The sequence below is a fragment of the Bacillus sp. KH172YL63 genome, assembly GCF_011398925.1.
Lineage (GTDB): Bacteria > Bacillota > Bacilli > Bacillales > Bacillaceae_B > Rossellomorea.
Map to the genome: position 1 here is coordinate 706,907 of NZ_AP022842.1, position 14,862 is coordinate 721,768.

General features: G+C 45.4%; 13 protein-coding genes and 1 pseudogene. 10 read left to right on the plus strand and 4 right to left on the minus strand.

All coding sequences use genetic code 11. From position 1 onward, the window contains the following. Positions 1 to 132 precede the first annotated feature (132 nt). The 3 genes from xylA to KH172YL63_RS03480 all read left to right on the plus strand — a co-directional run bounded on the left by xylA (position 133) and on the right by KH172YL63_RS03480 (position 4,073). On the plus strand, positions 133 to 1,458 hold the full coding sequence (gene xylA, locus KH172YL63_RS03470; protein ID WP_173104807.1) for a xylose isomerase: 1,326 nt from the start codon (positions 133 to 135) through the stop codon (positions 1,456 to 1,458). A gap of 19 nt (positions 1,459 to 1,477) precedes the next feature. Next, the gene (gene xylB / locus KH172YL63_RS03475) at positions 1,478 to 2,977 is read left to right on the plus strand and encodes a xylulokinase (RefSeq protein WP_173104808.1); all 1,500 of its coding nucleotides are present in this window, start codon (positions 1,478 to 1,480) and stop codon (positions 2,975 to 2,977) included. Positions 2,978 to 3,089: 112 nt separating this feature from the next. Next, positions 3,090 to 4,073 (plus strand): aldo/keto reductase, encoded by a 984-nt coding sequence (locus tag KH172YL63_RS03480; RefSeq protein WP_173104809.1) that lies wholly within the window; start codon positions 3,090 to 3,092, stop codon positions 4,071 to 4,073. 67 nt (positions 4,074 to 4,140) lie between these two features. Here KH172YL63_RS03480 and KH172YL63_RS03485 read toward each other — a convergent pair whose 3' ends face one another. The 3 genes from KH172YL63_RS03485 to KH172YL63_RS03495 form a co-directional block, all read right to left on the minus strand. Continuing rightward, positions 4,141 to 5,172, minus strand: a complete 1,032-nt coding sequence (locus tag KH172YL63_RS03485; protein ID WP_173104810.1) for an aldose epimerase family protein — start codon at positions 5,170 to 5,172, stop codon at positions 4,141 to 4,143. 71 nt (positions 5,173 to 5,243) lie between these two features. Continuing rightward, positions 5,244 to 6,674, minus strand: coding sequence for a D-xylose transporter XylE (gene xylE, locus KH172YL63_RS03490; protein ID WP_269475215.1), 1,431 nt, complete (start codon positions 6,672 to 6,674; stop codon positions 5,244 to 5,246). 254 nt (positions 6,675 to 6,928) lie between these two features. After that, a complete protein-coding gene (locus KH172YL63_RS03495) occupies positions 6,929 to 7,690 on the minus strand; it encodes an SDR family oxidoreductase (RefSeq protein WP_173104812.1) in 762 nt (253 codons plus the stop codon). Between the two features lie 218 nt (positions 7,691 to 7,908). Between KH172YL63_RS03495 and KH172YL63_RS03500 the strand changes: the two genes are divergently transcribed. Continuing rightward, entirely contained in the window at positions 7,909 to 9,006 is a 1,098-nt protein-coding gene (locus KH172YL63_RS03500) for a DUF2087 domain-containing protein (protein ID WP_173104813.1), read from the plus strand. A gap of 53 nt (positions 9,007 to 9,059) precedes the next feature. Here KH172YL63_RS03500 and KH172YL63_RS03505 read toward each other — a convergent pair whose 3' ends face one another. Further along, complete coding sequence (locus KH172YL63_RS03505; RefSeq protein WP_173104814.1) at positions 9,060 to 10,328, minus strand: MFS transporter; 1,269 nt, start codon at positions 10,326 to 10,328, stop codon at positions 9,060 to 9,062. Positions 10,329 to 10,441: 113 nt separating this feature from the next. On the opposite strand from KH172YL63_RS03505, the gene KH172YL63_RS03510 reads away from it, so the two are divergent. The 6 genes and pseudogenes from KH172YL63_RS03510 to KH172YL63_RS03535 all read left to right on the plus strand — a co-directional run bounded on the left by KH172YL63_RS03510 (position 10,442) and on the right by KH172YL63_RS03535 (position 14,839). Beyond that, on the plus strand, positions 10,442 to 10,999 hold the full coding sequence (locus KH172YL63_RS03510) for a helix-turn-helix domain-containing protein (RefSeq protein ID WP_173104815.1): 558 nt from the start codon (positions 10,442 to 10,444) through the stop codon (positions 10,997 to 10,999). Positions 11,000 to 11,033: 34 nt separating this feature from the next. Continuing rightward, a complete protein-coding gene (locus KH172YL63_RS03515; protein WP_442858751.1) occupies positions 11,034 to 11,633 on the plus strand; it encodes a kinase in 600 nt (199 codons plus the stop codon). A gap of 162 nt (positions 11,634 to 11,795) precedes the next feature. Beyond that, positions 11,796 to 12,068, plus strand: a pseudogene (locus KH172YL63_RS03520) (nucleoside 2-deoxyribosyltransferase); the annotation flags it as partial. 135 nt (positions 12,069 to 12,203) lie between these two features. After that, positions 12,204 to 12,761 (plus strand): AAA family ATPase, encoded by a 558-nt coding sequence (locus tag KH172YL63_RS03525; RefSeq protein ID WP_173108040.1) that lies wholly within the window; start codon positions 12,204 to 12,206, stop codon positions 12,759 to 12,761. A gap of 19 nt (positions 12,762 to 12,780) precedes the next feature. Further along, entirely contained in the window at positions 12,781 to 13,917 is a 1,137-nt protein-coding gene (locus KH172YL63_RS03530; RefSeq protein ID WP_173104817.1) for a metallophosphoesterase, read from the plus strand. After that, positions 13,910 to 14,839, plus strand: coding sequence for an alpha/beta fold hydrolase (locus KH172YL63_RS03535; protein ID WP_173104818.1), 930 nt, complete (start codon positions 13,910 to 13,912; stop codon positions 14,837 to 14,839). The genes KH172YL63_RS03530 and KH172YL63_RS03535 overlap by 8 nt, the downstream gene beginning before the upstream one ends. The last annotated feature ends 23 nt before the right edge of the window (positions 14,840 to 14,862 follow it).

The following is a 14,862-nucleotide window of genomic DNA, read 5'->3' on the forward strand; positions in this document are numbered from 1 at the left end:
CTATAATGTTCTTGTAAGCATTTACATTCCATATATAAACAGCACTGTTCGAGCAGCGGGTTTGACCGCACCGACTGCGGTGTCTCGCATGACTAAGCAGTGTGCTACATTACATTTTAGGAGGAACGATCAATGGCATATTTTCAACACATCGACAAAATCAAATTTGAAGGTTCGAATTCTACCAATCCGTTTGCGTTTAAATTTTATAATCCAAAGGAAGAAATCGGCGATAAAACGATGGAGGAGATCCTGCGCTTTGGAGTAGCCTATTGGCACACCTTCACGATGGACGGTTCTGATCCGTTCGGTAGCGGCACGATGATACGCCCTTGGGATAAGTTCACTGGAATGGATTTAGCGAAAGCGAGGGTGGAAGCAGCTTTTGAATTCTTTGAGAAGCTGGATGTCCCGTTCTTCTGTTTTCATGATATAGATATCGCACCAGAAGGAAGCAATCTGAGAGAGACGAATCAAAATCTTGATACCATCGTCAGTATGATTAAGGAATATATGAAAGATAGCAAAACGAAGCTGCTGTGGAATACGGCCAATAATTTCACACATCCACGATTCATTCATGGTGCGGCGACGTCGAATAGCGCAGACACGTTTGCTTACTCGGCAGCGAAGATCAAGAAGGGCCTAGAGGTCGGGAAAGAGTTGGGTGCAGAAAACTATGTGTTCTGGGGAGGCCGTGAAGGATACGAAACACTCCTTAATACGAATATGCAGCTTGAGATGGATAACCTGGGACGTTTCCTTCATATGGCGGTTGATTATGCGAAAGAAATCGGCTTCGATGCCCAATTCCTGATTGAGCCGAAACCGAAAGAGCCTACGACCCATCAATATGATTTCGATGTGGCGACAGGCTATGCATTCTTGCAACATTACGGTCTGCAGGATCACTTCAAGTTCAATATTGAAGCGAACCATGCGACATTGGCAGGACATACATTCGAGCATGAGTTACGCTATGCCCGGGTAAACAATATGCTGGGATCGGTGGATGCGAATCAGGGAGATCCACTATTGGGATGGGATACAGATGAGTTTCCGACTGACTTGTATTCTACGACACTCGCAATGTATGAAATTCTGAAAAACGGTGGTCTTGGTCGGGGCGGATTGAACTTCGATGCGAAAGTCAGAAGGGGTTCATTCGAGCCGGAAGATCTATTCCATGCACATATCGCCGGGATGGACAGTTTCGCAGTCGGTTTAAAGGTTGCTCATAAGCTGATTGAAGATCATGTATTGGACGGTGTAGTGGAGAATCGTTATAAGAGTTATACAGATGGCATCGGTCTTGATATCGTCGAAGGCAGAGCCGATTTCCATAAGCTCGAGGAGCATGCGCTCGGATTAACTGAGATCAAGCATCAATCAGGGCGTCTGGAAAACATCAAGGCAACGATCAACCAGTATTTGTTGAAGGCTTATGCAGGAGAATGAAGAAGCTGGGGGTGCGGACATGAAATGCGTCATTGGGATTGATCTCGGAACAAGTGCAGTGAAACTCTTGCTCATGAATCAAAAAGGAAAGATCATCGATGAAGTATCGAAGAGTTATCCTGTGATTCAGGAGAAAGCAGGATACAGCGAACAGGATCCTCAATCTTGGGTAGAGCAAACGGCAGCCGGGCTTTCGGACCTTTTACGAAATTTCAAGGGGAACCCGGAGGACATCGAGGGCATCAGTTTCTCTGGACAGATGCACGGCCTTGTCCTGCTGGATGAAAACAATGAAGTGCTGCGTCCGGCGATCCTGTGGAATGATACGAGAACGACAGAAGAGTGCAGGGATATTTATGAGGCACTGGGAGAAGAGCGCCTGCTTGCAATCACTAAAAATCCGGCATTGGAAGGGTTCACCCTGCCGAAGTTATTATGGGTAAAAAAACATGAACCGAAAATCTATGAGAAGGCAAAGACGTTTGTCCTTCCGAAAGATTATGTGCGCTATAAACTGACAGGTGAATTGCATATGGACTACTCTGATGCTGCCGGGACGCTGCTTATGGATATCAGTAAAAAAGAGTGGAGCAAGGAGATCTGTGACATCCTCGGAATCGATGAGAAACTTTGCCCTCCACTGGTCGCTTCTTATGAGAAGGTAGGAAACGTCACCTCTGAAATGGCGATTTCAACTGGCCTTTCAGCATCCACGGCCGTCATTGCCGGAGGGGCAGACAATGCATGCGGGGCGATTGGTTCCGGCATCCTTGAAGATGGCAAGACATTATGCAGTATCGGGACGTCTGGTGTCGTATTATCTTATGAATCAAGCGACGATAAAGACTTTCAAGGGAGAGTGCATTATTTCAACCACGGTACGCCGGATGGCTATTATACGATGGGGGTCACACTTGCTGCCGGAGACAGCTTGAGCTGGTTCAAAGAAGTGTCCGGTAAGGATGAATCGTTTGAGGAATGGATGAGTGACGTCGGGCGTGTTCCTGCAGGAAGCAATGGACTCCTTTTCACTCCTTATGTGTCAGGCGAAAGGACGCCTCATGCTGATGCTGCTATACGGGCAAGCTTCATCGGGATGGATCGCTCACATGAAAGAAAAGATTTCATCCGTGCTGTCATGGAAGGAATCACATTCTCATTGAATGAATCACTCGCCATCTTTCGCGGGAACGGCAAGGAAATCAACACCATCGTATCGATAGGCGGAGGAACGAAGAACGAAGAGTGGCTTCAAATGCAGGCAGACATTTTCAATGCGAAGATTGTCAAGCTTGCAAGTGAACAAGGTCCGGGAGTAGGGGCAGCCATGCTTGGCGCTTACGGTTGCGGCTGGTTCCCTTCATTAAAAGAATGTGCAGCCGAATTCATTTCCGTAGAAAAAGAATTCCTGCCTGATCCTGAGAAGGTTAAAGTGTATAAAGCGTTGTTTGAGGTGTATCAAGACGTTTATCAAGCTACCAAGTCAATGAACGATAAGTTGGTCAAATTCCGAAAGTAAATCCACAAGGTCAAGGCAGGCTGTCTCAACATCACGCTGATTCACTGGAGCATGATCGGGACGGCCTTCCCTGTTTGACAGGACAAATCATGAGGAAGGTTGGGAAAACACGATGAAATATAATCGGTTAGGGAATACAGATCTGAAGGTAAGTGAATTGAGTTTTGGCACATGGGCAATCGGAGGGTCATGGGGAAAGGTCAATGACCGTGAAGCGTTAGACGCATTGGACCGGGCCATGGACGAAGGGGTGAACTTCTTTGATACTGCCGACGTTTACGGGGACGGACATAGTGAAGAATTATTGGCGAAGGCGACAAAGGGAAAGGAATCGTCGGTGCATGTGGCGACTAAATTTTGCCGGAGCGGAGACATCCATGATCCGGAGACGTATTCAATGGACCGGGTAAGAGCTTTTTGTGAAAACAGCTTGAGACGCTTGAATCGGGAATCGATCGACCTTTACCAGATTCATTGTCCGCCGATGGAAATACTGAAAGATGGCAGGGTATTCGAGGTACTGGAGAAATTAAAGGATGAAGGGAAAATACGCCATTATGGTGTCAGCGTAGAAACGATAGAGGAAGGTATTTTCTGCCTCGAACAGACACAGGTCAGTTCATTGCAGGTGATTTTCAACCTGTTAAGGCAGAAGCCGCTTGAGAAGCTGTTCCCGATGGCAGCTGACAGGAATGTCGGGATCCTTGCCCGCGTCCCATTGGCCAGTGGGCTTTTAACTGGTAAGTTTACGAAGAATTCAACGTTTGAGCAGGATGATCACCGTCACTTTAACCGCAACGGGGACGCATTCAATGTCGGGGAAACATTCGGCGGCCTGGCGTTTCAAACCGGCGTTGAACTGAGCGATGAACTGGATTGGATTGGTCATGAAAGAGGAAACCGGACAAGGGCTGCCATCAAATGGATCCTTCAACAAGAAGAGGTGACCACTGTAATCCCAGGCTTCCGCAATGTAAAGCAGGTAGAGGATAACCTCGCCGCCCTGCATGTAAAAGACTTCAGTCAGGAAGAAATGCAGAAACTTCACGACTTTTATAAGCAAAGGGTGCATCCTCATATCAGGGGTGCCTATTGAGTCTTAAAAAGTAATAGAACAGCCAGGAATGCATTATACATCCGCATCCCTGGCTTTTTTTGTTGGATCAGTCTGTCGAAAATCGAAACACGGTACGCTGTTTATAAGTATCTTCTGGACGTAGAATGATCCCGGGCAAACCGTCATGGTGGAGGGAAGCGGGAGAGCCCTGGGCCTCGAAGCATACCCCTCCATAGGGAGAAGAAGGTCCTTCAGAAAGTGGAAGATCATCCGGCAGATTATTTCCTGTATAAAGAATGAAGCCAGGCTGGTCGGTTTTAACGGTCATCACCCGGCCAGATGTGTCATCTTTTACAACAATGCTCTGATCACATTCATGATCCAATAAGAAATAGTGATCAAATCCATTGCCGGCAATGACCGTTTGTTCGAGCCCGGCTGTCATCCCTTCGCGCAAGGTCCGTCCCTCACGGTAATCAAAAGGTGAGCCGTTGGTGTCTATGATGGTGCCGGTCGGGATGAGGTCGGCGTCCAACTGGAGGATTTGATGGCTGTCGATTGAAACGGTGTGCTGGTGGATGGTATCCTTCCTATCTCCGTGTAGGTTGAAGTACGTATGATTCGTCATCGTCAGAGGGGTGGTGTGAGAAGTTTGGGCTTCGTAGTCGATGATGAATTCATTGGCATCAGTAAGGGTGTAGGTAACTGAAACGTTAAGTGTACCTGGATAACCACCTTCCAAATCGGAGCGGCAATGAGTCAGTCGGATCCCTGCCCTATCTTCTCCGTGAAAGGGTTCTGATTGCCAAAGAACCTTATGGAATCCGTTCGATCCCCCGTGGAGATGATTCACACCGTCATTTGCTTCAAGGTGATAGGGCGTTCCTTCAATTTCGAAAGAAGCTCCTTGTATTCTCCCGGCAACAGGTCCGATCACTGCTCCGAGAAATGCGGGATCGTTACGATAATCCTGTATATCCTTGTAACCGAGGACGATATTTTCCACCTTGCCTTCACGATCAGGCACCATCCATTTCGTGATGATTCCCCCGTAGTTTAATAGACTGACAGACATGTCTTCATGACTTAATGTATATTCTGTCCAACCGTTTTCCAAATCGTATGTTTCAATTTTCATAGTGATTCACCTCTTCGTATGGATTCAAGAAAAAGGAGCATCTGTATCTGAACAGATGCCCCGATGTACGGTTATACCGCTTTTGATTTCTTCGGGACTGGCGCTTTCCACAGATCTTCCATTTGTTCGAGCGATTTCCCTTTCGTTTCAGGCACCATCTTCCAGACGAATATTGCTGAAAGGATACTCATTACTCCGTAGATGCCGTATGTCAATCCACCGCTGTACTCCATCATCATAGGATAAGTGGAGGAAACAAGGTAGTTCGCAGCCCATTGAACAGCGACGGCGATAGCCACTGCCTGCCCGCGAATCCGGTTCGGGAAGATTTCAGAAATCAACACCCAGCAAATCGGTCCCCAGGACATCATGAAAGAAGCGGTATATACAATGATGAACAGCAGGGTACTGATACCGATAATGTTAGCAAAGGCAAGTCCGGATACACCGAACATCCCGATGGCCATCCCGATCGATCCAATGATCAATAATGGTTTCCGCCCCCATTTGTCGACGGTCATGATGGCGATCACGGTGAAGATGACGTTGATCAAACCCATGACTATCGTTTGCAGCATCGAAGCATCCTTGGCAGCCCCCATGCTTTCAAAAATCCGTGGCGCGTAATAAAGGGCGACATTGATCCCGACGAATTGTTGGAAGAGGGAGAGCAGGATCCCAATGATGATCACGGTCTTACCGTATGCAAATGTTGACAGCTTTTCAGTTGAAACATTCACCGATTGTTTAATATCACTCAGGATTGATTTAGCGACTGCAGCTCCGTTGATTTTCGTTAAGATCTGAAGTGCGTGATCATCTTTATTTTTCAAAGATAGATATCGTGGTGTCTCCGGGACGAAAAATAGGAATACACAGAATAAAAGGGCAGGGATGGCTTCAGAGGCAAACATGTATCTCCAGCCGACATCATTGATCCAAGCGAGTGATTGCCCGTTTGCGATGCCCCAGTTAACGAAGTAGACGACGAGCATACCGAAAATGATGGCGAATTGGTTATACGAAACGAGCCGCCCCCGAATGGCGGCAGGTGCGATTTCTCCGATATACATAGGAACGATGGCAGAAGCCAATCCTACCCCGATTCCCCCTATAATCCGGTAGAAGTTAAAAGCAAACAGCAAGCCCATCGTCGGTTCACCCTTCGTGAAAAAGAAGATTTCAGGATAAGCAGATCCGAGGGCCGATAGAAGAAACAAAATCGAAGCGATGATAAGGGATCTTTTGCGTCCGAAAGCAGAAGAGAAGTAACCGGAAAGAATCCCGCCGATGATACATCCGATAAGCGCAGAGGAAATCGTCGCGCCGTGTAAAAAAGAACTCAAGCCCAAGCCTTGGATAAGATAGGCTTCAACTGATTTTTCTGCACCGGAAATGACAGCCGTATCATAACCAAAGAGCAAGCCTCCAAGAGTGGCAACCAATGTAATGGACAAAATGTACAGCGAACCTTTTTGTTTCGTCATAATGATTGAAGACAGATGTGTCTCATGAACCGGATGGATAACGCTTTCATTTCAACGTAAAAAAATAAAGCGTTTCCAAAAAGAGTCATGATCTGCCTCTTCCCCCTTTTCCTTTTTAAATTGTTTAATGATTAACTGAATTATATCAAAAGTAAATTAGTTTGTCTAATGGATAAACTAAGTTTTTTGCATGAATGAAAGAATGATTGCGATTGTCAGATTCATCAAAAGGTCCGCCCCCAGGGACGGACCTTTTGATAGGTATTCGCTTACTCAATGCTCTTCTTGGTGTTCTCATATATTTCTTCGACAGCCTGGTCGATTTCATCCCTCGACATTTTCATCGCATGTGCAGACCTGCCATATCCGATTTCTGTTTTACCTGCCTCCAGATCTTGAAAGATGCTGTCAGCAAATTCATCAACCGGTGCACCGAATGTATGAAGGCCGACTCCACCAAGATCTGTATTCACAGCCGGCGGGGCTACTTCGATCACTTCTATTCCTGTATCCGACAGTTGCAGCCTGATGCTTGTTGAGAAAGAGTGAAGTGCTGCTTTGGTCGCTGAATAGATCGGGGCAATCGCCATCGGTGTGTAGGCAAGACCAGACGTTACATTAACGATTGCGGCATAAGGTTTGTTTTTGAAAAAGGGAGCAAACAAGAAAGCGAAATGCATCGGTGCCTCGATGTTGGCGGTGATTTCCTTGTTGTAGTAGCGCCAATCCTCTTTAACGTCGGTGTTGAGAACATGGTACCGCTGTTGGATCCCTGCATTGTTCACAAGTACATTCACTTCAGGATGATGAGTAGTGACCCAGTCAAACAACTCAATCCGTTCTGTTTCCTCGGTTATATCGCATACTTTTGTAACGATGCCCGGATGTTTTTCCCTGGCTGCCTCAAGTTTTTGTTCATTTCTACCACAAATGATGACCCGGTTTCCCTTCTGTATGAAACGTTCTGCGAAAGCGTAGCCGATACCGGAGGCTCCCCCGGTAATTAAAATCGTGTTTCCGGTCAATTTCATCCTTCAACCCTCATTTCTTAATAGCTGTTTTTTACTTATCATCCATTTTAAAGGGAGGTGGGGAAGAATGCGAATGATAGGATTGTGATGTGAGTGTGGGTTGTTTTATAAACTTTATGTTAATTAGTTTGTAAAAAAACAAACATAATTAAAAAGTGTTTGTTTTTATTTTGTTTAAATAGTATGATGGAAACAATCAATCATGACGGAGGGCAATTATGAACAATTATTTTAATCAGGACCTTTCCATTGAAGTATTGGAGAAGGGGTATACGGAAGACGAAAGAGGTTTCGCTTGTATATTTTGTGTAGAGAAAGCGGCCAAAGGCAGGATTTATCAGGTGGAGGGACAATTGTATGAAGCGTGGTACTATATGGAGCTTCATATTAAGGAAGCGCACGGGGATGTATTTGATGTGCTCCTTTCAGGAGGAAAGGACCATACAGGCCTGACGGAACAGCAGTCCAAGATGCTGAAGCTGATCTATCAAGGGAAAGATGATGGGGAAATCCAGAAAGAGTTGAACATCGGGAGTCTGTCGACAGTCCGGAATCATCGTTTTGTGCTTCGGAAAAAGGAGCGACAGGCGAAAGTGATGGGCGCATTGATGTCGCTGTTGAATAAACAGATGGGCGTGCCGCAGGATATTGGCGCCGACGAGATCGAAAAGCCGATTGAACCGTCAGATGAGATCTCACGTTTATTCTCAGAAGAAGACGGCCGCCTGAAAACCTATCAGATCAAGGAGTACGAGAAGGAGAAAGTTTTATCCGAGATCATGGGCCTGTTCCATTACGGGAAGAAATACTCTGAGAACGAAGTCAATCAGATATTAAGTGAGGTTTACGAAGATTATGCACTGTTGAGGCGGGAGCTTGTAGACAGAGGACTCCTGTCCCGTCATGATGACGGCAGCCAATATGAAGTGGTGCATCCAAAAGAGGGAGAGGGAATGAAAGTGGACAGTAAAAAGGAAATGAAGCTGAAAGCAAAAGAAGAAAAGCCGGAGAGCGGTGTATATCAGCTGGTCAATAAAGAAAATGGAAAACGGTTTGTCGGGAGTTCCCCAAACCTTAAATCCTTGAACGGCCTGAGATTCGAGCTGAACCTCGGGAGTCATCAGAATAAAGAGCTTCAGCAGGACTGGAAACAATACGGGGAAGACGCATTCGAATTCGACATCCTCGAACGCATCAAAGAAAAAGACCTCCAAACCAATAACAAAAAGAAACTGCTCGAAGACCTCAAAGAAAAATGGCTCACCAAACTCCAGCCATACCAGGAAAAAGGCTACAACCGTCCTAAGAAAGATTAAAGAAGAGGGACGGACCTCTGTTTTTAGGCAGGAATCCCCATATGGCGGGATTCTTAGCTGGAATTTGAGGTCCGTCCCTCTTGTATTGGACGTTTCTTGATGATGATGACAAAGAGGCTTGCGAGTGCACAGAATATGCCGGCCATGAGGAAGGCCCAGGTGTATGAGCTGAGTCTGTTGAATATGACTCCGGCACCAAAGGCGGCAACGGCAGCGCCTGCTTGATGGGCGGCGAAGATCCAGCCATAGATGATACCGCTTTTGGAAACGCCAAAGATCTGCCTCGAGATGTTAATCGTAGGTGGAACGGTGGCAATCCAATCGAGTCCATAGAAAATGGAGAAAATCATCAGCAAAGTCACCGAACCTTCAGATAAGGCAAGGGGCAATAGAATAAGGGAGCCTCCCCTTAAGGCATAATACCAAAACAGGAGCCACCGGCTGTCAAAGCGATCAGACAGCCAACCGGATAAAGTAGTACCGACAAGGTCGAAAATCCCCATAAAGGAAAGCAATGAAGCAGCCGTCACTAAAGGAATTCCGTAACTTAAACAATAAGAGACAAAATGAGTTCCGATAAGTCCACTGGTGGAAAGGCCGCAAATGAAAAAACTTCCCGCCAGCAGCCAAAATTCTTTCACCTTAATAGCTGTCGTCAATCCATTGAATGCGATGATGATCGGATTCTTTTTTGTACTTTCTTCGTTTTCTTTATCGTTCTCTTCACTACCGTATGGTTGAATGCCGATATCACTTGGAGAGCTTTTCATAAAAAGGATGATGATGACGAGCATGACGATACTTAGGCTGGAAATGAGGCTGATGGCTCCCCTCCAGGAATAATGGTCAATGATGATGGCCAGTATGGGTAGAAGTATTAACTGTCCGGTTGCGGTGCTCGCAGTTAAGATTCCTACTGCAAGGCCCCTTCGTTTCACGAACCAGCGATTGGCGACATAGGGGCTAAGAACTGTCAGGAAAAGTGAGGACCCGAGGCCAATGACGATTCCCCAAATAATAATGAGCTGCCAAGGCTCATTCATGACGAAAGTAAAGAGTGTTCCAAAAAACAAGGTCCCCATCGACAGGAGCATGATTTTCTTTAAACCGAGCACTTCTATTAGTGCTGCCATAAAGGGACCTGAAATTCCGTATAAAAAAAGACCCACAGCAAAGGCGAGGGAAATGACAGACCGGTCCCATCCAAATTCGTTCTCGAAAGGCTCGATAAAGACACCTGAGGAAGAGCGGACAATTCCGGCAACGATAATCGAGAAGAAACAAATGACTAAAATAATCCAACTGTAATGAAGACGCTTCACACCTATCACCCGCCATTATCTTATGATAAAATTATTATAATGAACAAATTGTTTATTATATTGATTTCATTGTACACTATGGAAACGATCCCGTTCAATAGGAGGTTTTACATTTGGAAAATATTCAAGGCATCATTTCAGAAAACCTGACAACGATCCGAAAGAAACGAAAGATGAGTTTAGATGAGCTGGCGTCAGTGACAGGTGTAAGTAAAAGCCTGCTCCGGCAAATTGAAAAAGATGAATCCAACCCAACGATCTCTACGCTGTGGAAAATTGCCAACGGATTAAAGATTCCCTTTACGTCACTGATGAAATACGAACTTCCCGATACAGAACTCGTAAGGAAAAATGACATATCCCCCCTTACTGAGCAGGATGGAGCATACCGGCTGTTTCCTTCTTTTACATACGAAGATCGAAAGCCTTTTGAAATGTATGAGGTGGAAGTGGATCCGGATGCAAGACTAGAAGCAGCCCCACACAGCCCTGGGACGATTGAGTGTGTGACTGTCTTCAGCGGAACACTTAGATTAACCGTTCAAGGGAAGGAACATATGTTAGAAACGGGCGATTCGATTAAGTTCAAGGCGGATTATGCTCATACATATTTAAATCCGGGCAGCGAATTGACCCGTTTGAGCATGGTGATTTATTATCCTGAAGAGTAAGATATAGGTAAAGATAACATTTCGTCACGAAGGAGTGAAAAGAGTGAACACCGACTTTGACCTGGTCCACTTCATCTCTTCCCATCAACTGCATTCAAGGTTCATCCTAGGAATAGACGGCTTAAGCCGTTCAGGGAAGACTACACTTGTAAATGAGTTGAAAACGGCCTTAACCAAGGAAGCATTGCCGTTTCGCATCTTTCATATTGACGATCACATTGTGGAGCGTGCCCGCAGGTATGGTACCGGCCATGAGGAATGGTATGAGTATTATCAATTACAGTGGGATACGGAGTGGCTGCGAGGAAATTTCTTTGATGGATTGAAGGATCGTGATGAACTCCATCTGCCTTATTATAATAGCGAAAGTGATACTCAACAGTTTAAACGCATCACTCTTCCGAAAAAGTGCGTCGTCATCGTGGAAGGCGTGTTCCTGCAACGCAAAGAATGGAAAGAATATTTTGATACGATCATCTACCTTGACTGTCCGAGGGAAAAGCGTTACGCACGTGAATCCGAATCCACTCAACAGAACCTGTGGAAATTCGAGAACAGGTATTGGAAGGCGGAAGACCATTATGTGAAAACGTGCGACCCGATTGGCCGTGCTGATTTTGTCATACATTATTAAAAAGAAACCAGGAAGCTCATTTTGTATTCAATGTGCTTCCTTTTTTTGTGAAATAAAGGATTGAGTTGTTTGGAATATTTTGAAATAATTGATAGTGGCTATCGGGAACATTTGAATGTCAGTCGACATAATAGAGAGAGGCCGATAAGGAAGGGGAACATCATGAAATTTTACCTTGCTTCAAGCTTCGCCAATAAACAACAGGTACGTGAAATAAGTGAACGGCTGAAGCAATCGGGCTGGAAGCATACATATGATTGGACAAGAAATGAAAAGGCAGTGACACTTGAAGACCTCATGGAAATCGGACAAAAAGAAAAGGATGGGATTGCCGAATCTGATATTGTCATCCTTATCCTGCCGGGTGGGAAAGGGAGCCATGTAGAACTGGGACTGGCGCTCGGACTCAATAAACGGGTGATCATCTACTCACCAAACGATGAAGTAAGCGACTTCTCACAAACGACGACTTTTTATCATTTGCCTGAAGTGGAAACATGCACTGGGAGCATAGAAGATTTACTGAATAAAGTGACGGAAAATCAGAATCAAACAGTGAAAGATTCAAATATGAAATTTGTATTACTCTTCGGTCCTCAGGCTGTCGGGAAGATGACGGTCGGACGTGAGCTTGAGAGAATCACTGGATTGAAGCTGTTTCACAACCATATGACCATTGATTTACTGGAGCCCTTCTTCGGATTCGGGCCTGAAATGTGGAAATTATCAGGATTGTTTCGGCAGGAAGTATTCAACACTTTCGCAGCCGGTGACCAGAAAGGGATGATCTTCACGTTTGTATGGGCATTTAATGAAGAAAGTGACTGGAAAGCGGTCGGGAAAATGTGCGATACATTCAGGTCGAAAGGCGCGGACATCTATTTTGTCGAGCTGGAAGCGGGAGTTGAAGAAAGGCTGAAACGAAACCGGACGCCTTACCGTCTCCAGGAAAAACCGACGAAGAGAAATATTGAGCAGTCGGAACAGCATCTCTTAAGCACGATGGATACACTCCGTTTGAACTCTGTAGAAGGGGAAATCAAAGAGAAGCACTATTTGCGGATCAACAATGAGAACCTTGAGCCCTCGCAAGTGGCAGAAATGATTAAGCAGACATTCAACTTTTAGACGTGAGGAGGAAACACCATTGGACAAGAAAATAGAGTTGCCCCTTCCTGAGGATGCAAGGGTAATCGTGGTTTCGGACATTCACGGGGAACTGGAGCTTTTCAAAAACCTGCTCGAAAAAGTGGATGTAGGGGAAGAAGACTACCTGATCATTAACGGGGATCTTTGTGAAAAAGGTGAAAACAGCAAAGGCGTTGTCGAATTTGTCATGGAGCTTGAAGCAAGCCACCCCCATGTGTATGTGATTGAGGGCAACTGTGACACGTTGGTGGAAGACCTGCTTGAGGAGAATCCTAAGTTGATGGGTTATTTACATGCAAGGAAGCATACTCTTATTGCTGAGTGGCTTGAAGAAGTCGGCTTTGTCATGGATCATGCTACCACCGTCCAGGAAATCAAGGAGATCCTGACGAGGCATTATATGGATGAAATCAATTGGCTCATGGAGCTGCCTACTTTGATTGATACGGAAGACTATGTGTTTGTCCATGCAGGGATTGAAAATCGAGAAGATTGGAAGGAAACGGACCGGCTCGCTGCCATCACCATGCCTTCATTCCTCGATCGATCCCACCAGGCTGACAAATATGTCATAGTCGGGCACTGGCCGGTCGTGAATTACGCTACCCATATTCCTTCAAACAATCCCATTGTTGACCATGAGAAGAAAATCATTGCCATCGACGGAGGGAATGTCATTAAACACACAGGTCAGTTGAATGCATTCATCATTCATAGAGCCGCGACGGGGGATACGTTTTCTTATACGTATGTAGACAAATTCCCGGAATACGAAGTGGAAAATGATTTCGAACCCGATCGGCAAATGAACGGTGCACTTACCTATCCTTATTATGAGCTCAAGCGGATCCAGGAATATGAGCACTTTACACTGTGCGAGCAGCCGGATACCCATACGCGGCTTCTTGTGAAAAATGAGTATATCCAACAAAGAGAAGATGGACAATTTCAAGGGAAGACTGGTGTTTCTTGTGGTCAGATCACTGTTGAAAGAGGGGACATCGTTTCTGTTTTAGACAGCAGCTGCACAGGCTATGATCTGGTCAAAAAAGATGGGGTGGAGGGATGGATAGAAAAAGGCAACCTCCTTCGATTAAACCCGTATATGAAAAACACAGAAACAATGAATGTCTGAAAAGGTGGTGGCAGAAATCTATCATCAAGTTCAAGTACACCACAATAAATTAGAGGTGCTTCTTAAAGGGAATACCGGACCATACGTTGTCATTCTAACCGGTATGGGGTGCTCATTTGATGAATGGCATGAAGTGACTGAGGTGTTAGGCGTGACAAACCGGGTTCTCATGTATCACCGGCCCGGACTTGGCGAAAGTGAGCTTGGAGTTCGGAAGAGGAATACAGAAGCGACTGTTCAAGAGCTGTATGAACTGCTTGCCTATTATGAAATAAATGAACCTGTGTATCTGGTAGGTCATTCTTATGGTGGGTTAAGTGCGCAACACTTTGCCAGACTATTCCCGGATAAGGTAGCAGGCATGGTCCTTGTTGATTCCACGTCTACGGATCTGGCCCGTTTAGACGAATTGGATCTGCCGATGTTAGATGAAGAATCTGACGAGAAATGGATAGAGAAATGTTTACGATACGCTGCAATGGACCAGGAGCAATTAAGAAAAATCATAAAGCCTTCTTTAACTGATCAACAAAAGAAGTTTCCAAAGACTCTGCAAAATAGACTGATTGATTTTCAAGTAAATCCCCTTCTTTACAAAGCGATGGCATCAGAAATTCAGTGCTGGAAACAAGATGCGAAAGTGATACAAGGACTTGGGGAGTTCCCTGATGTTCCGTTAATCGTCATGGGACGTGATAAAGAGTGGAGCATTCAGTCCCAATTGCAGTCAGGGATTCCGGAATGGGAGTTAAGGTGTTTTGAAGAAATGTGGGAAGATTTAATAACGAAACAGGCGGAACTTTCTACTTGTAGTGAATTGATCTTTACTGAGCGCGCGGGACACTCTGTTTATCTAGACCGTGCTGACTGTGTTATTGAGTGGATCTACAAGGTAATGCGACAGAAAGTAAACCTGCAATAATGGAATAATAGACGCTTGTTGAA

Bases quoted from the DNA above. Each gene is read 5' to 3' on its own strand.
- KH172YL63_RS03525 (WP_173108040.1), top strand. From the start codon at position 12,204: ATGAAATTTGTATTACTCTTCGGTCCTCAGGCTGTCGGGAAGATGACG.
- xylB (WP_173104808.1), top strand. From the start codon at position 1,478: ATGAAATGCGTCATTGGGATTGATCTCGGAACAAGTGCAGTGAAACTC.
- KH172YL63_RS03485 (WP_173104810.1), bottom strand. From the start codon at position 5,172: ATGAAAATTGAAACATACGATTTGGAAAACGGTTGGACAGAATATACA.
- xylA (WP_173104807.1), top strand. From the start codon at position 133: ATGGCATATTTTCAACACATCGACAAAATCAAATTTGAAGGTTCGAAT.
- KH172YL63_RS03535 (WP_173104818.1), top strand. From the start codon at position 13,910: ATGTCTGAAAAGGTGGTGGCAGAAATCTATCATCAAGTTCAAGTACAC.
- KH172YL63_RS03500 (WP_173104813.1), top strand. From the start codon at position 7,909: ATGAACAATTATTTTAATCAGGACCTTTCCATTGAAGTATTGGAGAAG.
- KH172YL63_RS03480 (WP_173104809.1), top strand. From the start codon at position 3,090: ATGAAATATAATCGGTTAGGGAATACAGATCTGAAGGTAAGTGAATTG.
- KH172YL63_RS03495 (WP_173104812.1), bottom strand. From the start codon at position 7,690: ATGAAATTGACCGGAAACACGATTTTAATTACCGGGGGAGCCTCCGGT.